We start from the raw sequence: 22,014 nt of genomic DNA on the forward strand, positions 1-22,014 counted from the left end.
ACCCTCTGTCCTCCGTTGGCCCGAACCGAGCCTGCGGAAACCATCCTGCCCCGTTACCGCACGGGGAGTACCGGGACTAAGTGTGCCCCTCGGAAGGTAAACGGAACGGTAGATTCCGCTGTTTTCAGGGTCGGCGGTACCGCCCGAACAGAAATCCGTCCTCCTCCAGCAGCGACGCGAGCTCGAACCGGCGCGGCACGGAGACACCCGGTCCGCCCGCGATGCGCTGCGCGTCCCCCGCGGTGAGCATGGGTGACAGCGTCAGACACAGCTCGTCCAGCACCCCCGCCGCGACCAGCTGCCCCAGCAGCCGCGGCCCGCCCTCGGTGAGCTGCCGGACGTACCCGAGCCCGGCGAGCGCCTCCACGGCCCGCCGGGGATCGACCCGCCGCCCCTCCCCCGCGACGATCACCCGCGCCCCGGCCCGCCCGGCGGCGGCCACCCGGTCGGCGGGCGCGTCCGCACCCGTGAGGACGACCGTCGGGACCAGCGGCGAGGTGTACAGCGGAAGCGAGAAGTCCAGGTCGAGGCTGCCCGACACCACCGCCACGGCCGGAGCCGGCCCCTGCCCGGCCGCCGCCCGCGCCGCCGCGAACTCGGTACGGGCGCGAGCGGGCCGGTACCCCTCCTGCCGAACCGTTTCCGCACCCACGAGCACGACATCGGCGAGCGCCCGCAGCGTGCCGAAGACGCGCATGTCGGCGGCGCAGGAGATGGGCTGGGAGCGCCCGTCGTGCTGGGCCGCACCGTCGAGGGTCGAGACCATGTTGGCCCGCAGCCAGGCGCGGGGACCGCCGTCGCCCACGGCGGGATAGGCGTAGGCGGCGGCCAGTTCGGCCAGACTCCACTCACCGGCCCCGTCGGGCGCCGCACCCTCCTGGCCGACGGCCCGAGCTGCTGTTTCGTCGGTCACAGGGAACAGGCGTCGCATTCGTGCAGTGTGACATGGCGATTAGCATGGGTAACCGTGTCCTCCACCGCAGCCTCCGGCTCCACCCCGCTGACCGACGCCGGTCCGCTGTCCCTGTGCGCACGCGCGCCGCACGTCCCCGCCGACCGCCTGGTCGCCGAGATGGTGCCGCCGCCCCGCTTCGACTCGGTGCGCTTCGCCACGTACATCCCGGACCCGAACCAGCCCAGCCAGACCGACGCCGTGGGCGTCCTGGAGGGCTTCGCGGCGGGCCTCGGCGCCGCCCGTCCCGGCGAGGGCAAGCGGGGCCTGTTCGGCTTCGGCCGCGCGAAGGCCAAGGCCCCGGCCGGCCCGCGCGGGGTCTACCTGGACGGCGGCTACGGAGTCGGCAAGACCCATCTGCTCGCCTCGCTCTGGCACGCCACCCCGGCCGAGCCCTCCCGCAAGGCCTTCGGCACCTTCGTGGAGCTGACCAACCTGGTGGGCGCCCTCGGCTTCCAGCAGACGGTCCGGACCCTGTCCGGCCACGCCCTGCTGTGCATCGACGAGTTCGAGCTGGACGACCCCGGCGACACGGTGCTGGTCTCCAGCCTGCTCGGCAAGCTGGTCGAGGCGGGCGTGGCGCTGGCCGCCACCTCCAACACGCTGCCCGGCAAGCTGGGCGAGGGCCGGTTCGCGGCGGCCGACTTCCTGCGCGAGATCCAGGGCCTGTCCGCCCACTTCCGCGCCCTGCGCATCGACGGCGAGGACTACCGCCACCGCGGTCTGCCCGAGGCCCCGGCGCCGTACACCGACGAGCAGGTGACCAAGGCCGCCTACGGCGCCGAGGGCGCCTCGCTGGACGCCTTCCCGCGACTCCTGGAGCACCTGGCGAAGGTGCACCCGAGCCGGTACGGCGCACTGACCGAGGAGGTGCGCGCGGTCTGCCTGACCGATGTGCGGCCGGTGCCGGACCAGTCGACCGCGCTGCGGCTGGTGGTGCTGGCCGACCGGCTCTACGACCGCGAGGTCCCGGTGCTGGCCTCGGGCCTGCCCTTCGACAAGCTGTTCAGCGAGGAGATGCTGAACGGCGGCTACCGCAAGAAGTACTTCCGCGCGATCTCCCGGCTCACCGCGCTGGCGCGCGATGCCAAGCCCCTGGTGACGGAGTAACAGACCGGTCGTCCCGTTTCTGATATCCCATCAACTTATGCGGGTCAAGGGCTGATTTCAGCCGCTTGACCCGCTTTTTTCACGCTTCCTGCGACAGGTAACCCGCCGTTAACCCTGCAAAGCATCTCGCCGGGTTAACGTGTTTCTTGACCATCCATTGACCAATGCTTGGTGCGTACAAGAGACGTGGGATTCGCAGGGGGGTGCGCATGTCCCGAGGCAGGACGCTCGGCGCGGTGCTCGCCCTGTTCGCGGTCGCGCTGCTCTCCCTCCAGCTCTTCGCACCCACCGGACCCTTCACCACCGCACATACGCTCGGTGAGGCAAAGGCCCACGACACGCCGGGGATCGTCCTCGTCGCCCAGCCCTCGGGCGAAGGCGCCGACGTCGCCCGCGAACCCGGCCGTTCCCAGACGCCGCCGGTCGCCGCCCATACCGACCGGCACCGCCAGCGCGGCGCCGCGCCCACTCCCGCGCCGGAGCGCCCGTTCATATCCCGGCGTCCGGCCGAGCCCGTACCGCCGGCGCGGTCCGGCGCGCCGGACGCCGGTGCCACCAGATCCTCCGGAGCCCACTCCACGGCGGTCCTGCAGGTCTTCCGCTGCTGACGGGCGGGCTCGCTCCCCCCACCACAGTCGTGCAAGCCCGACGCGCCGCCGAGGCGCGCCAGGAGGAGTCCACCATCATGCAGCCCCTCATCGACTACGCCCGCACGTTCGGCCGGCGCCCCCAGGAGTTCGCCCGCCTCGCCGAGGGACAGTCCCCCCAGGTCCTGTTCATCACCTGCTCCGACTCACGGGTCGTCCCGGCCCTGATCACGGGCGCCCGCCCCGGCGAGCTGTTCGAGCTGCGCACGGCGGGCAACATCGTCCCGCCGCACACCTCCGAGCACCCCACCAGCGAGGCCGCCACCATCGAGTACGCCGTCGAGGTGCTCGGCGTGCGCGACATCGTCGTCTGCGGACACTCGCACTGCGGCGCGGTCGGCGCGCTGGTGCGCGGCGACGACCTGACCGCCGTACCCGCCGTGCGCGACTGGCTGGCGCACGCCGCCCCGCGCCCGGCCGGCGAGGCCGGGGACCCGGAGGTCGCCGAGGCCGTGCAGTGCCACGCGCTGACCCAGCTGCTGCGTCTGCGCTCGTACCCGTGCGTCGAGCGCCGGACGGCGGAGGGCACGCTCGCCCTGCACGCCTGGTACTACGAGGTCCACACCGGGGCCGTGCGCGCGCACCGGCCCGGCACCGACACCTTCGAAGCCCTGTGAGCGCGCCGATGACCGGGCAAGGGCTCATATCGCGCGCTCCGCATCTGCGGCGGGACTTCGCCGCGTCCCTCGTCGTCTTCCTCGTCGCGCTCCCGCTGTGCGTGGGGGTGGCCGTCGCCTCCGGGGTGCCGGCCGAACTCGGGCTGGTCACCGGCATCGTGGGCGGTCTCGTCACCGGCGTGCTGCGCGGCAGCAGTCTCCAGGTGTCGGGCCCGGCGGCCGGCATGACCGTGCTGGTCTTCGAGGCGGTCAAGGAGTTCGGACTGCCGGTGCTGGGCGCGATCGTGCTCGCCACCGGGCTGCTCCAGATCGGGATGGGAGTGCTGCGGCTCGGCCGGTACTTCCGGGCCATATCGCTGGCGGTCGTGGAAGGCATGCTGGCGGGAATCGGTCTGGTCCTGATGGCCGGACAGCTGTATCCGGCGATGGCCGCCAAGGCTCCGGACACCGGGCTGGACAAGATGCTCGGTCTGCCGCGCGGTCTCGCGGGCGCGGTCGGCGACGGCAGGGCACTGGCCTCGCTGGCGCTGTGCGCCGGCACCATCGCCGTCATGGTGGGGTGGAAGCACCTCCCGGCGCGGGTGCGTGCGGTGCCCGGTCCGCTCGCCGCCGTCGGGCTGGCCACGCTGGCCGTGCCGGTGTTCGGCATGCGGGTGGCGATGGTCGAGGTGCAGGGGCTGCTGGGCGCCCTCCAGCCGCCGCCGCTCGGCGCCTTCGCCGAGTTCGCCGATGTGGCGGTGCTCGGCACGATCGTCGCGTTCACCCTGATCGCGTCCGCCGAGTCGCTGTTCAGCGCGGCGGCGGTGGACCGGCTGCACGACGGCCCGCGCACCGAGTACGACCGTGAGCTGACCGCCCAGGGCGTCGGCAACACGGTGTGCGGGCTGCTCGGCGCGCTGCCGCTGACCGCGGTGATCGTGCGCAGCGCGGCCAATGTGCAGGCGGGCGCGCGGACCAAGGCGTCCCGCGTGATGCACGGTGTCTGGCTGCTGCTGTTCGCGGCGCTGCTGCCGGGCGCCCTCGCCCACATCCCGCTGCCGTCGCTGGCGGGCGTCCTGATCTACTCGGGGGCCAAGCTGGTGCCGGTCAAGGCGCTGGCGGGGCTGTGGCGCGAGCAGCGCGGCGAGGCGCTGATCCTGGCGGTGACGGCGGTGTCCATCGTGGCGGTCGGCATGTTCGAGGGCGTGCTGGTCGGGCTGGCGCTGGCGATCGTGAAGACCGCCTGGGAGGCGTCGCACATCAAGGTCACCGTCATAGACAAGGGCGCGGGCCCCGTGGACGCCTATCTGTCGGGCAACGCGACCTTCCTCAGGCTGCCGAAAATACTGGACAGCCTGGAGGCGCTGCCCAAGGACCGCCCGGTGCGGCTGGACCTCTCCGGCCTGCTGCACCTGGATCACGCCTGCCGCACCGCCCTGGAGAACTGGGCCGAGCGGCACAGCGCGGACGGTACGGAACCGGTACGGCTGACGTCCGGAGCCGGGGCGGGTGAGCCCGCCGGCACCCCCGCGGGCTGAGCCGGGCCGGCCGGGGGCCGGGGTGACGGGAGCCTTCCCGCCGCCCCGGCCCCCTTTTCGCCTGAAAGGTTCCCTGTCCACAGCCCGTAGCTTCCGCACACATCCGGGACGTACTGTTGAGTAAGGGATTAAACGGACCTCTCGATGAGGGGGGCGACCATGTGGGAGCTCGTGATCACGCTCATAGCGGTGGCCGGCGCTGCGGGTCTCGTGCTGCTGGCCGCGGCGATGCGTGTCGTCAAGCAGTACGAACGGGGAGTGCTGTTCCGGCTGGGACGGATCACCGGTGAGCCCCGCACCCCGGGGCTGACGCTGATCATTCCGTTCGTGGACCGGCTGCACAAGGTGAACATGCAGATCGTCACGCTGCCGATCCCGGCCCAGGAGGGCATCACCCGGGACAACGTCACCGTGCGGGTGGACGCGGTCGTCTACTTCCGGGTCGTCGACCCGACCAGCGCGCTGGTGCGGGTGGAGGACTACAAGTTCGCGGTGTCGCAGATGGCGCAGACCTCGCTCAGGTCGATCATCGGCAAGAGCGACCTGGACGATCTGCTGTCCAACCGGGAGAAGCTCAACGAGGGCCTGGAACTGATGATCGACAGCCCGGCGGTGGGCTGGGGCGTACAGATCGACCGGGTCGAGATCAAGGACGTCTCCCTGCCGGACACCATGAAGCGCTCGATGGCCCGCCAGGCCGAGGCCGACCGGGAGCGCCGGGCGCGCATCATCAACGCGGACGCGGAACTCCAGGCGTCCAAGAAGCTGGCCGAGGCCGCGCAGCAGATGTCGGACACCCCGACCGCCCTCCAGCTCCGGCTGCTCCAGACGGTGATGGCGGTGTCCGCCGAGAAGAACTCGACCCTGGTCCTGCCCATCCCGGTGGAGCTGCTCCACTTCCTGGAACGGGGCGCCCGCGATCCGGCCCCGGCCAGGGAGACGAGGAAGGAGCCCGCCCCGGAGCCGGCACCGCCCGTCGAGCCCGTCCCCGTGGCCGGAGCGCCGGACCTCGACGCCGTCACCAGGACACCTGAACTCGGCGCGATCCTCGACCAGCCGCCCACCGAGGTGAGGTGACACCCCACCCGCCGCGCGAGTGACCCGCTCGGGGCGTCGGGGGGTGGATGAACATACGATCAGTCAGACAGCCCTATTTTCATACGGTGATTGCACTCGCACGCCGTCTCACCGCCGTCTGCGTCCTCGGCGCGGCCCTCGCCGCCTGCGGTACCGCGACCCCCGCCAAGCCCGTACGCCCGGCGCACGCCGAGCCCCACGCCTCCGCCTCCCCCTCCCCCTCCGGCACCCCCACCATGGCGGCGGGTCCGGGCGGCCTCACCCCCGTGTTCGAGCACGGCCCGCGCGACAGGGGCAAGACCGTCGCGCTGACCTTCGACGCCGACATGACCGCCGACGAGGGGCCCCGCGCCGCCGCCGGTGAGCGCTTCGACAATCCCGGTCTGATCAGCGCCCTGCGCACGCTGAAGGTCCCGGCGACCGTGTTCATGACCGGCCGCTGGGCGGAGGAGTACCCGGACCAGGCCCGCGCCCTCGGACACGACGCCCAGTTCGAGGTGGCCAACCACTCCTACAGCCACTACGCGTTCACCGGTGACTGCTACGGCCTGCCGACCGTCGCCGCGGACGCCCAGCTGACCGAGGTCCAGCGCACCTACGGCGCGCTGCGCAAGGCGGGCGTGCCGCACCCGATGCCGTACTTCCGCTTCCCCGGCGGCTGCTACGACCGGGACGCGCTGCGCGCCATCAGCGGCGCCGGTGTCACCGCCGTCCAGTGGGACGTGATCAGCGGCGACGCCTTCGCCACGGACGCCGACGCGGTCGTGCGCCAGGTGCTGGACGGGGTGAAGCCCGGTTCGGTGGTCGTCATGCACTGCACCCGCAGTGCCGCCCCGACGACCGAGAAGGTCGTCCGCTCGGTGGTGCCGGAGCTGCGCAGGAAGGGCTACCGCTTCGTGAAGGTCTCGGACCTGGTCCGGGAGTCCGGTACCCCGCGCTGACCGGCGCCGGACTGCTCGTAGGGTTGGCTGACGTGACCCATGTTCCAGCCGCCCCCGGCGACAGCCCCTTCCAGACCGAGCCCACCCCGCGCGACGAGGCACCGCAGTTCGTGCTGCCCCTCGTCGTACGGATCGAGAAGAGCGCGCCGCCCGCCCGTACCGACGCGCTGGAGACCGCCGCACGCGCCGTGCTCGTCCTGCTCGGGGACGAGCGGGCGCGCGGTGACGGCGAGTGGGCCGGGGCGGTGCGGGCCTGGGAGGACGCCCGCATCCGCAAGGTGGTCCGGCGGGCGCGGGGCGCGGAGTGGCGCCGCGCCGAGGAGCTGCCCGGCATCACGGTCACCGGCGCCGGCGCCGAGGTACGCGTCTTCCCGCCGATCCCGCTGGACGGCTGGCCCAAGGAGCTGGCCAAGCTCCAGGTCTCCGGCACCGAACTGGACGACCCGGAGCCGCCCGCCGCCCCCGACGGCACCGCCCCCGTGCTCTGGCTCAACCCGGAGCTGGAGATGTCGGCCGGCAAGGAGATGGCCCAGGTCGGCCACGGTGCCCAGCTCGCCTGGTGGGCGCTGTCCGATGCGGCCCGCGAAGCCTGGCGTACCGCCGGCCACCCCCTCGCCGTCCGCACCGCCACCCCGGCCCGCTGGCGTGAACTCACCGACGGCCACCTCCCCTTGGTCCGCGACGCGGGCTTCACGGAGATCGCTCCCGGCTCCGCCACGGTGGTCGCCGACCACCCGGCGCTGCACTGACCGGCGAACCTCAAATATTGCTCTGAACCCCCCGCCCCGGCGGTTCGCCCGCCCCCGCCGGGGCCATACCCCCGGCAGACGAAGGAGGGGGACGGGGATGCGGCTCGGGACGGGGATCGGGTGGCGGCCGGAGATCGCGGACGCCGTGGCGGGGATGGCGGGGATCGACTGGGTGGAGGTCGTCGCCGAGAACGTCTGCCCCGGCCATCTGCCGGCGCCGCTGGTGCGGTTGCGGGAGCGCGGGGTGACGGTGGTCCCGCACGGGGTCTCCCTCGGACTCGGTGGTGCCGAGCGGCCGGACGAGGGGCGGCTGCGGGCGCTGGCCGAGCGGGCCGAGGCGCTGGGGGCGCCGCTGGTCACCGAGCACATCGCGTTCGTCCGCGCGGGCGGACCGCTCACCGCCTCGGCGCCGCTGGAGGCGGGCCACCTGCTGCCCGTACCGCGCACGCGGGACGCCCTCGACGTGCTGTGCGAGAACGTGGCGATCGCTCAGGAGGCGCTGCCGGTGCCGCTGGCGCTGGAGAACATCGCCGCCCTGTTCTCCTGGCCGGACGAGGAGATGAGCGAGGGCGAGTTCCTGGCCGAGCTGGTCCGGCGGACCGGCGTACGGCTGCTGATCGACGTGGCCAACCTGCACACCAACCACGTCAACCGGGGCGAGGACCCCGCCGAGGCACTGGACCGGCTCCCGTTGGAGGCGCTCGCCTATGTGCACGTCGCGGGCGGCTTCGAGCGGGACGGCGTCTGGCACGACAGCCACGCGCACCCCGTGCCGCCCTTGGTGCTGGACATCCTGACCGACCTGGCGTCGCGCGTCGCACCGCCCGGCGTCCTGCTGGAACGGGACGAGAACTTCCCTCGACCGGCTGAGCTGGAGCGGGAGCTGGCCGACATCGGGGAGGCGGTGCGCAAGGGCGGCGGGGCCGCGCGAACTCCCCGGAGCGAGACCTTTCCCGTCCCGCCCGCGGCCTCCGCCGAGGCACGGCAGCGGTTGGCCGTCGCACAGACGGCCGTGCTGTCGGCGCTGGTGGCGCGCACGCCGCTGCCCGAGGGGTTCGACCGGGGGCGGATGGGCGTACAGGCGCGGTCGCTGGCGGCGAAGCGGGCGGACGTGGTGGCCAAGGTGGCACCCGAGCTGCCGGTGATCCTCGGCGCCGGGTACCGGGAGGCGTTCCTCGGCTACGCGCGCACCCGCCCGATGCGCGGCGGATACCGGCAGGACGCGCTGGAGTTCGCCGCCCAGCTCCTCAAGACGGGGCGCCCGGCGGACGCGCGGGCGCGCAGGAGGCTGCGGGAATGGTGGCTCGACCGCGCGGGTCCGGCACCCCGTACCTCCGGCCCGGCCGCCCGGCTGGCCAGGCGGGTGCTGTCGGGCCGGCGCTGACCACCCTCCCCGAGCCGCGGAAAAACGGAACGTCACGTACCGCTAACGCTCTGTCCGGATAGTGAACAACCCATGGTTTTTCAGGGGCCGTTGGCATAGAAAAATCTCATGTTCTGGGTCCTCCTCCTGCTCCCGGCCTGGGCCTTCGCCGCCATCGCCTGCACCCGGCTCTGCCTGGCCGCCGTCCGCGCGACCGCCGCGGACCGCGCGGCAGGGGCCGACGGCCACGACCGCGACCTGACGCTGTACGAGACGGCGTTCCTGTCCGGGGGCCCCTCCCGGGTCGCCGACCTCGCCATGGTCCGGATGGCCCGGCAGCGCCGGCTGCTGCTCGCGCACACCGGCTGGGCCACCGTGGTGGACCCGCGCGGGCAGGACGAGATGGAACGTTCCGTCATCGGCGCGATCGGCCCGCAGGGACAGTCCCGGATCGCCCCCGTAAGGGCGGCCGCGGCCGGTACGGAGGCCGTGCAGCGGCTCGCCGAGCGGCTGATCGCGGCCGGGCTGGCGGTCCCCTTCGACACCGGGACGACCGTGGCCGCGGGGGTGCGTCAGGTGCGGGCAGCCGCCGTGGCGGTGCTCGCGCTGGGCGCGGCCGCACTGCTCATGCCGACCCCCGTGGACGTGCCGCGCTTCCAGATCGCGATGTGGTTCGCGCTGCCCCTCGTCCTCACCCTGAGCTGCCTGGCCATCGCCCGCGTCGAGGTGCATCCCTACCCGCGCTGGGCCTCCCCCACCGGGCAGCGGCTCCTCGGGGAGGTGGCCCGGCGTCCGGCGGGGGACGGCGACGAGGGCTCCTTCCTCATGCGGCTCGCGACGCGGGGCGTGCGCGCGCTGAACGAGCCGGAGCTGCGGGCCGCGTTCACCCACCGCGATGCGCCGGGGGCGCACAGGGAGCACTGACGCCGACACCCGCGTGCCGGTGCTTGCCTTTCCCGAGGCCTCTTCCGAAACATCCCTTCTGTCGCGGCCGGGCCATGGCAGCCGTGCCATCGCCGCCGCGCACCGAAGGGATGTCCGATGAGAGCTGCCGCCCTGTACTCGGCCGCCGGTTCCTTGCTGCTGACCGGGCTCGCCGTGACCCCGGCCGGTGGTACCCCCGGCACACCGGGCGCGGCCGAGCTGCGCGGCACCGCCGTCGCCGCCGCCCGGGCCCACGCGGCCGGCCTCGCCTTCGGCGCCTGCCCGGACGACTCTCCGGCCGGGATGCGCTGCGCCACCGTACGCGTCCCGCTGGACTACGCCCGCCCCGGCGGCGCTCAGATCGAGCTGACCGTCAGCCGGATGCCGGCCACCCAGCGCGACCCGGCCAACAGCAAGCGCAAGGTGCCCCGGCAGGGCGCCCTCGTCTACAACCCCGGCGGCCCCGGCGCCTCCGGCCTGAACTTCCCGATGATCGGCGTGATCCCCGAGTGGCGGCGCATCGCCTCCGCCTACGACCTGGTCGGGTACGCCCCGCGCGGGGTCGCGCCCTCGGCCCCGCTGTCCTGCGAGAAGCCGGAGGAGTTCTTCAAGGCCCCCTCGCTCGCCCCGGTCCACCCGAGCGAGGCGTACAAGCGGGAGCGGATCGCGCGGGCGAAGGCGTACGCGCGCGGCTGCGCCGAACGCTCCGGCAGCGGGCTGGAGTTCTACAACTCGCTCGACAACGCCCGTGACCTGGACGTCCTGCGGGCCGCGCTCGGCGAGTCCCGGCTGACCTTCATGGGCGCCTCGTACGGCACGTATGTGGGCGCGCTGTACGCCTCTCTCTTCCCCGGTCACGTACGGCGGATGGTGCTGGACTCGGCGGTGGACCCGGACCCGGCGAAGGTCTGGTACCGCGAGAACCTGGACCAGTCGGCCGCGTTCGAGGACCGCTGGGCCGACTTCCGGGCCTGGGTGGCCCGCCACGACGACGTGTACGGCCTCGGCGCGACCCCGGCCGCCGTCCAGCGCTCCTACGACACCGCGAGCGACCGGCTCCAGGCGCACCCGGCGGACGGCAAGGTCGGTCCGGGCCAGCTCCAGAACACGTTCCTGATGGCGGGGTACTACGACGACTACTGGCCGAGCCGGGCCGCCGCTCTCGCCGCCTATCTGAAGGGCGACCCGAAACCACTGGTCCGGCTGGGCGCGCCCAGCCCGGAGACGGCCGCCGAGGCGGAGAACGGCAGCGCGGTGTACACGGCCGTCGAGTGCAACGACGCGCCCTGGCCTGCCGACTTCCGGGTCTGGGACCGCGACAACACCCGCCTCGCCCGCACCGCCCCCTTCGAGACCTGGGACAACGCGTGGACGAACCTGCCGTGCGCGTACTGGCCCGCGCGCCGTCAGGTTCCGCTCGACGTGCGCACCGGCCCCGGCGAGACCCCGCCGGTGCTGATCCTGGCGGCCGAGCGGGACGCGGCCACCCCCTACGACGGGGCGCTGGAGCTGCACCGGCGGCTGGCCGGATCCACGCTGGTCACCGAGCGGGACGCGGGCACGCACGGCATCGGCGGCGGCCCCAACCGGTGTGTCAACGCCCACCTGGACGCCTACCTGCTCGAAGGCCGCCTGCCGGGCCGCCGCGCCGCCTGCGCCCCGCGCCCGGAGCCGCGCCCCACCGAGCCGGCCGGACGCGGCACCCCGGACCGGGACGCCCTCAAGGACAAGGGCGCCTAGGCGAGCCCCGCCACCAGTTCCGCCACGGACTTGCGGCGGCCGGTGTAGAACGGCACCTCTTCGCGGACGTGCATCCGGGCCTCGGAGGCACGCAGGTGACGCATGAGGTCGACGATGCGGTACAGCTCGTCGGCCTCGAAGGCGAGCATCCACTCGTAGTCGCCCAGGGAGAAGGAGGCGACCGTGTTGGCCCGCACGTCGGGGTAGCCCCGGGCCATCTTGCCGTGGTCGGCGAGCATGCGGCGGCGGTCCTCGTCGGGCAGCAGATACCACTCGTAAGAGCGAACGAAGGGGTACACGCTCACGTAGTCGCGGGGCGTCTCGTCGGCGAGGAACGCCGGGATGTGCGAGCGGTTGAACTCGGCCGGGCGGTGCAGCGCCATGTTCGACCACACCGGCTCCAGCGCGCGGCCCAGCCTGGTGCGGCGGAAGAGGTTGTACGCCTCCTGGAGCTGGTCGGCGGTCTCGGCGTGCCACCAGATCATCAGGTCGGCGTCGGCACGGAGGCCGGAGACGTCGTAGGTGCCGCGGACCGTGACGTCCTTCGCGGCGAGCTGGTCGAACAGCTCCTGGACCTCGTCGGCGTAGCCCGCGCGGTCCTCCGGCAGCACGTCCTTCAGCTTGAAGACGGACCACAGGGTGTAGCGGATGACCTCGTTGAGGTCCTTGGCCAGCTTGCCCTTGTTCGGGATGCGGGCCGGCTCGGTGGTGGGGGCGTCGTCACTCATGCCCCCTATTCTCCCGCTCCGCCGTGCAGGCTCTGCACCGGGTTGGCCGTCAGCTCGCGCACCCCGGCGAGGTCGCCGCCGAGCTGGTCGACGGCCGCGTGGGCGCTGGCGACGCAGGCGGGGATGCCCACACCGTCGTACTGCGCGCCGCACACCGCGAGGCCGGGCAGCTTGGCGATGTGCTCGCGGACGCGGGCCACGCGCGCGTGGTGGCCGACCGGGTACTGGGGCAGGCCGTCGGTCCAGCGGGTGACGCGGGTGGCGACGGGCCGGGCGTCCAGCCCGGTCGCGGCGCGCAGGTCGTGCCGGGCGACCGCGACGAGTTCGGCGTCGTCGCGCTCGAGGATCTCGGTCTCGTGGTGGCGGCCGACCGAGGTGCGCACCACCAGGAGGTCCGGGTCCTCGGCGCCGACCCAGCCCCACTTCTGGGAGGCGAAGGTCGCGGCCTTGATCGTGCGGCCGTCCACCGGCGGCACCAGGAATCCACTGCCCTCGGGCAGGACCGCGTCGGCGCGGCGGTAGACGAGGGTGATCAGCGCCATGGAGGCGTACTCCACGGCCGCCAGCTCGGCGGCGGCCGCCGGGGCTTCGGCGCGCAGCAGCGCCGAGGCGGCGGGGGCGGGTACGGCGACCACGACGGCGTCCGCCCGCAGCGTGCGGTCCCCGGCCGTGACGCGCCAGCCGTCGCCGTCCCGGCGCAACTCGCTCACCGGACTACGGGTGAGGATCTCTCCGCCGCGCGCCCGTACCGAGTCGGCGACGGCGAGCGGGAGGGTGCCGACGCCGCCCTCGATGCCCAGGAAGACCGGGCCGGTCTGCGCCGCCTCGGCGGCCTTCGCCTGGAGGGACCGGACGGCGGCGGTGAGGGTGTCGTGGGTACGGGCGGCCTGGTAGAGCTGGGGGACGGCCGAGCGCAGGGAGAGACGGTAGGCGTCGCCCGCGTACACCCCGCCGAGCAGGGGTTCCACCAGCCGGTCGACGACCTCGCGGCCCATCCGGGCGGCGACGAACTCGCCCACGGCCACGTCGTCACCGATCTCGGCGGGCGGCAGTTCGGCGTCGCGCTCGATCCGGGCCAGGCCCTCGGCGGTGAGCAGGCCGGACAGGGCGGAGGCGGTGCCGGGTACGCCCATGACATGGCCCTTGGGCATCGGCCGCAGCGCGTCCCGGGTCCACACCGAGGCGGTCGCGGTGGACGGCGGCCGGAGGCGGTCGCCGAGGCCCACCTCGCGGGCGAGGCCCGCCGCTTCGGGGCGGCGGGCGAGCATCGACTCGGCGCCGAGGTCGACCCTCAGGCCCGCGATCTCGCCGGGCAGCAGTTTGCCGCCGACCCGGTCGGCGGCCTCCAGCACCGTCACCCGCGCGCCCCGCGCGAGCGCCCGGTGGGCGGCGGCCAGTCCGGCGACACCGGCTCCGATGACGACGACGTGGCCCTTGCTCGCTGCGCTCATGCACCCCACTCTCTCAGACCCCGCGGGGCGTCCCGGTGCCCGGTACGTCACCGGACCGTGACCGCATCGGGACCGGAAAACGTGACCGTTCCCGCAGGCCGGGCCGTCTAAGAGGAAACAGCACCGCGTCTCATCGGGGGGTAACAGACATGCGTACTCAGGTCCGGGTCCTGGCCGGGGTCCTGCTCACCGCCTCACTCGCGCTCGCCGGGTGCGGCGAGTCGGGCGGGGACTCCAAGAAGTCGTCCTACGCCGACGCCCCGACCGCCGCTCCCGGCGCGGGCCGGGGCGCGGCCGAGGACGGCAAGTCCGCCCGCCGCTCGCCCCGGCTCGCGCCGAGCGTCATCCGCACCGCCTCCCTGGAGGTCGAGGTGCGGGACGTGCCCGGCGCCCTGGCCAAGGCGCGCCGGGTCACCGAGGACGCGGGCGGCTACGTCGGCGAGGAGAGCACGGAGCGGGACGACGACGGCAGCGAGCGCACCCGTGTCGTCCTGCGGGTCCCCGCCGAGCGGTACGAGGAGGTGCTCGGCTCGCTCCAGGGCACCGGCAAGCTGCTGCGGCGCACCGCGCGGGCCCAGGACGTCACCGACCAGGTGGTGGACGTGGACAGCCGGATCAAGTCCGAGCGGGCCAGCGTCGAGCGGGTCAGGAAGCTGATGGACCGGGCGGACAAGCTGACCGACGTGGTCGCTCTGGAGGGCGAGCTGAGCAGCCGGGAAGCCGACCTGGAGGCGCTGCTGGCCCAGCAGGCGTCGCTGAAGGACCGTACCGGCCTGGCGACCATCACCCTGTCGCTCGCCGGCCGGGGCGCGCACCCGGGCGCCGGTGACGGCACACCCGGTTTCCTGGACGCGCTGTCGGGCGGCTGGCACGCGTTCCTGACGATGCTGCGCTGGATCGCGCTGGTGGTGGGCGCGGTGCTGCCGTTCGCGGCGCTGCTCGCGCTGCTGGTGTTCCTGTGGCGCCGGGTGGTCCGCCCCCGGCTTCCGCGCCGTCCGGCGCAGACACCCGTGCCGGGCCCGCTGCCGCAGGCGCGTCCGGTGTCGGAGGACGGCGCGCCGGTCTCGGGCGAGCACAAGTGACGGTGCGTCAGCAGCGCGCGCCCCGTAGCTTGTTCCCATGGACAAGCGTGAAGGGCCCCAGCGGCTGGTCGTGATCGGCGGCGACGCCGCGGGAATGGCCGCGGCGTCGCAGGCCCGCCGGCTGCGGAAACCGGACGAGCTGGAGATCGTGGCGTTCGAGCGCACCCACTTCACCTCGTACTCGGCGTGCGGCATCCCCTACTGGGTGGGCGGCGCGGTCGAGGACCGCGACCAGCTCGTCGCGCGCACCCCGGAGGAGCACCGGGAACGGCACATCGACCTCCGGCTGCGCACGGAGGTGACGGAGATCGACGTGTCCGGGCGCCGGGTGCGGGCGCACGACCTGGAGTCGGGCACCGAGTACTGGACCCCGTACGACAAGCTCGTCATCGCCACCGGGGCGCGGCCGATCCGGCCGGACATGCCGGGGTCGGACGCGGCCGGGGTGCACGGGGTGCAGACCCTGGACGACGGGCAGTCGCTGATCGACACGCTGACCCGTACCGAGGGCCGGCGCGCGGTCGTCGTCGGCTCGGGGTACATCGGCGTCGAGATGGCCGAGGCGCTGCTCCGCCGGGGCTTCGAGGTGACCGTGGTCAACCGGGGCGCGGAGCCGATGGCGACGCTCGATCCCGACATGGGCCGGCTGGTGCGGCGGGCCATGGAGGGCATGGGCATCGTCATGGTCGGCGACACCGAGGTGACCGGCCTGCGCACGGACGAGGACGGCCGGGTGCGCGCGGTGGTCACGGAGGACGCGGAGTACCCGGCCGACGTGGTCGTCATGGGCATCGGCGTGGAGCCCGTGACCGACCTCGCCCGCCAGGCGGGGCTCCCGCTGGGCGCGCACGGCGGACTCCTCACCGACCTCGCCATGCGGGTGCGCGGCCATACGGACATCTGGGCGGGCGGTGACTGCGTGGAGGTGCTGAACCTGGTCTCCGGGCAGGAGCAGTACATCCCGCTCGGCACGCACGCCAACAAGCACGGGCAGGTCATCGGCACCAACGTGGGCGGCGGTTACGCCACCTTCCCCGGTGTCGTCGGCACCGCCGTCAGCAAGGTCTGCGAGCTGGAGATCGCCCGCACCGGCCTGCGCGAACGCGACGCCCGCCGGGCCGGCCTCCAGTACGAGGCGGTCGTCATCGAGTCGACCAGCCGCGCCGGTTACTACCCCGACGCCTCCCCCATGACCGTCAAGATGATCGCCGAACGCAACACCGGCCGCCTTCTCGGCGTCCAGATCGTCGGCGGCGAGGGCGCGGGCAAACGCGTCGACATCGCGGCGGTGGCCCTGACCGCCGCCATGACGGTGGAACAGATGACCGCCCTAGACCTCGGCTACGCCCCACCCTTCTCCCCCGTCTGGGACCCGGTCCTGGTCGCGGCCCGCAAGGCGGTGAAGAAAGTCCGCGAGACCGGCTAGCGGTGGCATCGCCTTTTCTTTACCGGGACGTGGAAATCGGGCCTTTTTGGTCTCCGAAAGGTAATCGGGGCTCAAAGATGCCCCTGGGCCCCGCACCGATGACCCACCTGTCGCCCAGCGGCAACACCACGGCACGAAACGCAGCGAAACCGTGGACATTGGACAGTGAGGCTATTCCATGCCACTCACGCTGTTACCGGTGTGATCCAGGTGAGAACTATGGATTCCCTGTGAGGATCTTCACAGCAGGGAGCCGGATTGTGCATTGCCGGTGCACTCCGCGTGAAGAGATGATCCCTTGACCTTCTTTAGGGATTCATTAGCTGCGGAGTTGCTGTGGCAAGGGTGGGGAAATCGGGTCGCGGCACGGCCGCGGCTCTGTTCGCAGGGGTGTTGCTCGTATGGGGACTCGGAACGGGCGGAACGCCGGCCGCGGCCGCCGTCGCGTGTCCGTCGGGTGTCGAGTCGGACTTCAACGGGGACGGCGTCAGGGACACGGCCATCGCCGACCCGGAGGCGACGGTCGACGGTGTGGCACAGGCGGGTGCGGTGCACATCGTCTACGGGGGCGGCAAGGGCACGGCCACCATCTCCCAGGCGCCCGCCAACGTCCCGGGCGTGCCCGAGACAGGTGACCGGTACGGCTACTCCCTGGCCGTCTACGACGCCGACCTCGACGGCTGCAGCGATCTGGTGGTCGGCGCCCCCTACGAGGATCTGGGCACCGTGCCCGACTCCGGGTGCGTGCACGTCGTCTACGGCTCGACGAGCGGGCTGAACGCCGGCAGCAGGCCCGTGAAGGAGTTCTCCCAGAGCACCGACAAGCCGCTGGGCGGCGGTGCCCCGGAGACCGACGACTGGGTCGGTTACGCGGTGGCTGCCGGCAAGACCTCGGCAGGCCAGCCGTATCTGCTCATCGGCTCTCCGGGTGAGTCCCTGGGGACTGTCGAGGACGCCGGCGCTTTCTACTACGTCAGCGGCACCGCTCAGACGGTCACCATGAACACTCAGGACACGGAGGTCGCCGGTTCCGTGGCCGGCGTGGCCGAACAGGACGACCGGTACGGCGCCACGCTCGCCGCCACCCCGACCCACTTCGCGGTCGGCACACCCGGTGAGGCGCTCGGTACCGCGACCTTCGCGGGCGGGGTGGGCCTCTTCACCCACGCCCTCACCTCCGGTTACCCGAAGCCCACCGGCGCGCTCGCCCAGGACAGCGAATACGTCAACGGTTCGGAGGAGGTCGGCGACCAGTTCGGCGCCGCGCTGGCGATGGTCCCCTATCGCCCGTCCGGGGCGACCTCGACCACCGAATCGCTGATCGCGGTCGGCGTGCCCGGCGAGGACCTGTCGACCACCGTGGACGCGGGAGCCGTCCAGATCTTCCGGCTCACGGCGAGCGGCGCGTACACCGAGACCGCGTGGGTCGACCAGAACGCCGCCGACGTGGACCAGGCGCCGGAAGCCGGAGACTTCTTCGGTCAGCGGCTCACCGCCGTCAACTCTGCCCCGAACTCCTCCTCCACGGGCACGAACACCCGGCTCGCGGTCGGCGTTCCCGGTGAGGAGTCGTCCGAGGAACACCCGGAGAAGGGCGGCGTGCAGATCTTCCCCATGGTCGGAGCCGTCGGCGCCTCGGACCAGTGGATCGAACCCGGCTACGGCATTCCGTCCGCCGCTGCCCCGAGCATGCTCACCGGTCTCTCCCTCGGCGCGACCCCGTCGCTGCTGTACGTGGGCGTGCCCTACGGACCCGCCGAGGGCCGGGCGGTCTACGGCTTCCCGTGGAACGTGGCCGCCGGCGGCGCGCCGACGCAGACGTTCAAGCCCGGAGCAGACGGCCTTCCGGCCGAGGGCGGCGCCTTCGGCGCCACCGTCCGCTGAGCTCCGCCTTCACCAGGCAGCTTCACACCAAGGGGAGACGCGACACGTGTTCGCAGGACAACAGAGACCGATACGGCGAGGGGCACTAGGACGTGCCGCCGTCGCGACGGCCATGACCGGTGCGGTGGTGGGTGGCCTGACGGTCCTTCCGCACGGCGGTGACACGGCGACCCCGCAGTCACCAGTCGCCGCCGGCCGGCCGGTGCAGACCGAGCAGCAGGCGCTGGCCGCCGCGAAGGACAGCGGCCGGACGACCGAGGTCCTCGGACTGCGCACGGAGCGCAGGGAGGTCTTCGCCGCACCGGACGGCACGTTCACCGCCCGGGAGTACACCGATCCGGTGCGTACGGTTCAGGGCGGCAAGTGGGTCGATGTCGACGCGACCCTGGTGAGACGTGCGGACGGCAGCTGGGGCCCGAAGGCGGCCACGGTCGGGCTCTCGTTCTCCACCGGCCGTGCGGCTCAGCCCTTCGTGACGATGCGCCGGGCCGGGCGGACGTTCTCACTGACGTGGCCGTACGGCAAGCTGCCGGAGCCGCGGGTGGAGGGCGACACCGCGACGTATGTGGACGCGCTGCCGGGTGTGGACCTGGCTGTGCGGGCCGAGGCGGACGGCTTCGGTCACCTGCTGGTGGTCAAGACGCCGGAGGCGGCCGCCGATCCGAGACTGGCTCGGCTCGACCTGGGCATGGCCGCGGACGGCCTGAAGATCTCGGAGAACGGATCGGGGGCGATCGTCGCCGAGGACTCGGCGGTGGGCGGCACCGTCTTCGAGGCGGGCAAGCCGGCGATGTGGGACTCGGCCGCCGTGACGGAGACCGCGGCGAGGACCGCCGGGCCGAAGGCGGTGGCGAAGTCCTTGAAGCCGGCCGTGGCCGACGTCCCTGATGCGCCCCTCGAGGGACCCGGGGGCGGGGGGCGTGTGGCGCGGCTGGACGTGGAGGTGACCAAGGACAAGCTGAGTCTCGTCCCGGACCAGGAACTCCTCCGGGACGAGGACACCGTCTTCCCGGTCGTCATCGACCCCATCCAGCGCACGACGTCGCGTACGTCGTGGACGGGTGTGATGTCGGGGATGCCGAGCGAGCAGGACTGGAAGTACTCCGGCAGTGCGGGCGCGGGCAAGTGCCCCACCGACTACAACCCTGTGTCCTGCAACGGTGTCGGCGTGCGCCGGGTGATGTTCACGATGCCGATGTCCTTCTACAAGGGCAAGCAGATCCTGGGCGCCACCTTCTCGGCCCGAGTGGAACACATCTACAGTGCCTCGCCGACGGCGGAGCCGATTCAGCTTTACCGGATAGGCGGACAGAACTACAGCCTGTCCTCGTCGAGCAGTTGGTCGAACACCTCCGACGACTGGGACGACTATCTGCAGACGGTCGACAAGGCCATCTCACCCACGTCCTGCTCCAGCCAGGCCAACCTGAACTTCGAGAGCGGTGCGACCGGCGAGCTGACCAGCGAGGTCAAGACGGCGGCCGCCGGCGGCTGGAACTCGATGACGCTGGGTCTGCGGGCCGCGGACGAGTCGCGTTTCGCGGAGTGGAAGCGGATCTGCGGCAACGCCTATCTGTCGGTCAAGTACAACAACCTGCCCCGCCAGATCAAGAAGTCGGACATGTACACCGATCCTGGCGGCCTCTGCAAGTGGGGATCGAGCCGGGAATACACCGATGTCCCGCCGACGCTGCAGGCCATCGCGAGCGACCCGGACCACGGCGACGGCCAGACCGACAAGGTGAAGGTGGAGTTCAAGGTCGAATGGACCGACCCCGCCACGCGCGAGGCCAAGTCCTACACCTACCTGAGCCCTTACTGGCTGTCCCCGACGGCCAGCACGAAGTTCACGCACACGGTGAAGTCGTCGATCCCGCAGAACACCGTCATCTACTGGAGCGCCCGCGCCTACGACGGTGACGGCTACGGCCCGTGGAGCTACGACGGCGACGCCGCACAGCGCTGCGAGTTCATGTACGACAAGTCGTTCCCGGGCAAGCCGAACGTGCTGTCCAAGGAGTATCCGTCCGACACCGTGTACCACGACGGCGTCGGTACGTACGGCACGTTCAAGTTCGCGCCGAACCCGAACGACTCCATCCCGGACACCGACGTCGTCAAGTACCTGTATGCCTTCGACAGCGACGCCACTCCCGCGACTTCTCTCCTGCCTTCCGCGGCGGGTGGTCCGGTCTCCACGCAGTGGATGCCGACCCGGGCGGGCCGGCACTGGGTCGACGTGATCGCCGTCGACCGGGCCAACCACCCGAGCAGCAAGGCGCACTACGAGTTCCTGGTGAGCGAGGGCACACCGGTGGTGGCGCAGTGGAATCTCGCCGACCAGGCCGGCGATGTCGAGGCACACGACGAAGGTGAGGAGTTCTCCGCGACGGCCGGGAGCGCGGTCACCTTCGGGGCGGACGGCCCCGGCGGCAAGGCCGACCGGGCGGCGCACTTCGACGGGACCCCCCAGTCCTACCTCGACGCCTCGGAGACGGTGCTGGACACCTCGAAGAGCTTCAGCGTCAGCGCATGGGTGAGGCCCACCGCGCTCGACAAGAACATGGCGGTGGTCAGCCAGGACGGTACCGGCGAACCCGGCTTCACGCTGGGCTACGACGCCGCGGCGGCCACCTGGAAGTTCTCGGTACCCGTCAATGACGTGGACTCGCTCGGCGAGTGGAAGGCCGTCACCACGGGCGTGACACCGGTCAAGGACCAGTGGGTCCTGCTGACGGGTGTGTACGACGCGCAGAAGACCGGGGGCCCCGAGCTGCGGCTGTACGTCAACAAGGACTCGAAGGCATTCACCGGACGCCGGTCGACATGGAAGTCGTACGGCCCGCTGCAGATCGGCCGGGCCACCGCCAAGAGCGGCTACCGCGACCACTTCACCGGCGATCTCGCGGAGGTGCGAGTCTTCGACCGCGTCCTGCCGTCGACCCAGGTGGCGGAACTGATGACGGTCAAGCCGGAGCGCAAGGGCTACTGGCAGTTGGACGCCGCGAACGGCAACACCGTCGCGGACACCGGGGGCGGCCAGGCGCTGACGCTCGCGGGCAACGCGACCGTCTACCGGCCGCTCGACCCGCTGTTCGACGTCGCGGCCCTGGTCGGTGACGGCAACCTGGTCCTGGACGGTGACGGAGACTACGCGTCCACCGCCACGGCGCCGGTGTCCGGAAACAGCAGCTTCACCATCTCCGCCCGGGCCCAGCTCACCTCGCTCGACCCGGAGAAGTCCCAGACAGTGTTCTCGCTGCCGGGCACGAACGCCAACCGTGTCCAGGTGCGGTACCAGGCCGGGACCCAGCAGTGGGAACTCGCCATCGCCAAGACCGATGCCGCCGCTCCCCAGGTGGTCACGTTCTCGGACAATCAGGAACTGCCCGACACCGGCGGTTCCGGTCAGCACCTGGCGGTCGTCTACGACGCGTTCGCCGACTCGGTGCGGCTGTACGTCGAGGGTCAGCTCGTGGCAGGCGCCTACGGGACGGACAACACGCTCTGGCCCGCGACCGGCGGTCTGCAGGTGGGCCGCTCGCTGCGCGGCGCGAGTGAGTACTTCGCCGGGGCCGTCGACGAGGTCCGTGTGTACAGCGGTGCCGCGGACCAGGTCGCGGTGCAGCAGATGGCCGCGCTGACCGCTCTGCCGGACATGTGATCCGTCGCCGTCGATCTTTGTGTGGTCGGGCTCCCCGAGGGGCCCGGCCACTCCCTCCTGCATTTCCCACGGCCGTCATGACCGCTGCCCGTTCATGACGTTCTCCTTCGAAAGGGAGTTGTCCGCATGCTCTTTCGTGGCC

General features: G+C 72.3%; 17 protein-coding genes. 14 read left to right on the plus strand and 3 right to left on the minus strand.

Going from position 1 to position 22,014, the window contains the following annotated elements; genetic code table 11:
* Positions 1 to 124: 124 nt before the first annotated feature.
* Complete coding sequence (locus EV284_RS22380; protein ID WP_130337002.1) at positions 125 to 931, minus strand: pyrimidine reductase family protein; 807 nt, start codon at positions 929 to 931, stop codon at positions 125 to 127.
* Positions 932 to 967: 36 nt separating this feature from the next.
* Between EV284_RS22380 and zapE the strand changes: the two genes are divergently transcribed.
* The 10 genes from zapE (at position 968) to EV284_RS22430 (ending at position 11,637) form a co-directional block, all read left to right on the plus strand.
* A complete protein-coding gene (gene zapE / locus EV284_RS22385) occupies positions 968 to 2,062 on the plus strand; it encodes a cell division protein ZapE (protein ID WP_130337004.1) in 1,095 nt (364 codons plus the stop codon).
* Between the two features lie 209 nt (positions 2,063 to 2,271).
* Positions 2,272 to 2,670, plus strand: coding sequence for a hypothetical protein (locus EV284_RS22390; RefSeq protein WP_130337006.1), 399 nt, complete (start codon positions 2,272 to 2,274; stop codon positions 2,668 to 2,670).
* Positions 2,671 to 2,747: 77 nt separating this feature from the next.
* On the plus strand, positions 2,748 to 3,326 hold the full coding sequence (locus tag EV284_RS22395) for a carbonic anhydrase (protein WP_130337008.1): 579 nt from the start codon (positions 2,748 to 2,750) through the stop codon (positions 3,324 to 3,326).
* A gap of 8 nt (positions 3,327 to 3,334) precedes the next feature.
* On the plus strand, positions 3,335 to 4,843 hold the full coding sequence (locus tag EV284_RS22400; RefSeq protein WP_130337010.1) for a SulP family inorganic anion transporter: 1,509 nt from the start codon (positions 3,335 to 3,337) through the stop codon (positions 4,841 to 4,843).
* A 159-nt stretch (positions 4,844 to 5,002) separates the two neighbouring features.
* Entirely contained in the window at positions 5,003 to 5,920 is a 918-nt protein-coding gene (locus EV284_RS22405; RefSeq protein WP_130337012.1) for a slipin family protein, read from the plus strand.
* 86 nt (positions 5,921 to 6,006) lie between these two features.
* Positions 6,007 to 6,861 (plus strand): polysaccharide deacetylase family protein, encoded by an 855-nt coding sequence (locus EV284_RS22410; protein ID WP_130337015.1) that lies wholly within the window; start codon positions 6,007 to 6,009, stop codon positions 6,859 to 6,861.
* 32 nt (positions 6,862 to 6,893) lie between these two features.
* Positions 6,894 to 7,610, plus strand: coding sequence for a peptidyl-tRNA hydrolase (locus EV284_RS22415; RefSeq protein ID WP_165425614.1), 717 nt, complete (start codon positions 6,894 to 6,896; stop codon positions 7,608 to 7,610).
* 97 nt (positions 7,611 to 7,707) lie between these two features.
* The gene (locus EV284_RS22420) at positions 7,708 to 8,994 is read left to right on the plus strand and encodes a DUF692 domain-containing protein (RefSeq protein WP_130337019.1); all 1,287 of its coding nucleotides are present in this window, start codon (positions 7,708 to 7,710) and stop codon (positions 8,992 to 8,994) included.
* Between the two features lie 108 nt (positions 8,995 to 9,102).
* The gene (locus EV284_RS22425; RefSeq protein ID WP_130337021.1) at positions 9,103 to 9,897 is read left to right on the plus strand and encodes a TIGR04222 domain-containing membrane protein; all 795 of its coding nucleotides are present in this window, start codon (positions 9,103 to 9,105) and stop codon (positions 9,895 to 9,897) included.
* A 117-nt stretch (positions 9,898 to 10,014) separates the two neighbouring features.
* Positions 10,015 to 11,637: an alpha/beta hydrolase gene (locus EV284_RS22430; protein WP_130337023.1), complete on the plus strand. Its 1,623-nt coding sequence runs from the start codon at positions 10,015 to 10,017 to the stop codon at positions 11,635 to 11,637.
* On the opposite strand, the gene hemQ is transcribed toward EV284_RS22430, so the two are convergent.
* The gene (gene hemQ / locus EV284_RS22435) at positions 11,634 to 12,365 is read right to left on the minus strand and encodes a hydrogen peroxide-dependent heme synthase (protein WP_130337025.1); all 732 of its coding nucleotides are present in this window, start codon (positions 12,363 to 12,365) and stop codon (positions 11,634 to 11,636) included. The genes EV284_RS22430 and hemQ overlap by 4 nt on opposite strands.
* 5 nt (positions 12,366 to 12,370) lie before the next feature.
* On the minus strand, positions 12,371 to 13,816 hold the full coding sequence (gene hemG / locus EV284_RS22440) for a protoporphyrinogen oxidase (RefSeq protein WP_130337027.1): 1,446 nt from the start codon (positions 13,814 to 13,816) through the stop codon (positions 12,371 to 12,373).
* A gap of 149 nt (positions 13,817 to 13,965) precedes the next feature.
* Between hemG and EV284_RS22445 the strand changes: the two genes are divergently transcribed.
* The 4 genes from EV284_RS22445 (at position 13,966) to EV284_RS22460 (ending at position 21,872) form a co-directional block, all read left to right on the plus strand.
* On the plus strand, positions 13,966 to 14,898 hold the full coding sequence (locus EV284_RS22445; protein ID WP_130337029.1) for a DUF4349 domain-containing protein: 933 nt from the start codon (positions 13,966 to 13,968) through the stop codon (positions 14,896 to 14,898).
* A 37-nt stretch (positions 14,899 to 14,935) separates the two neighbouring features.
* On the plus strand, positions 14,936 to 16,324 hold the full coding sequence (locus EV284_RS22450; protein ID WP_130337031.1) for an FAD-dependent oxidoreductase: 1,389 nt from the start codon (positions 14,936 to 14,938) through the stop codon (positions 16,322 to 16,324).
* 390 nt (positions 16,325 to 16,714) lie between these two features.
* Entirely contained in the window at positions 16,715 to 18,208 is a 1,494-nt protein-coding gene (locus EV284_RS22455) for a VCBS repeat-containing protein (RefSeq protein WP_242625778.1), read from the plus strand.
* 112 nt (positions 18,209 to 18,320) lie between these two features.
* Entirely contained in the window at positions 18,321 to 21,872 is a 3,552-nt protein-coding gene (locus EV284_RS22460; RefSeq protein ID WP_130337033.1) for a LamG domain-containing protein, read from the plus strand.
* The last annotated feature ends 142 nt before the right edge of the window (positions 21,873 to 22,014 follow it).

Origin of the sequence: Streptomyces sp. BK022 (genome assembly GCF_004217355.1) — a bacterium.
GTDB classification, from domain to species: domain Bacteria; phylum Actinomycetota; class Actinomycetes; order Streptomycetales; family Streptomycetaceae; genus Streptomyces; species Streptomyces griseoluteus.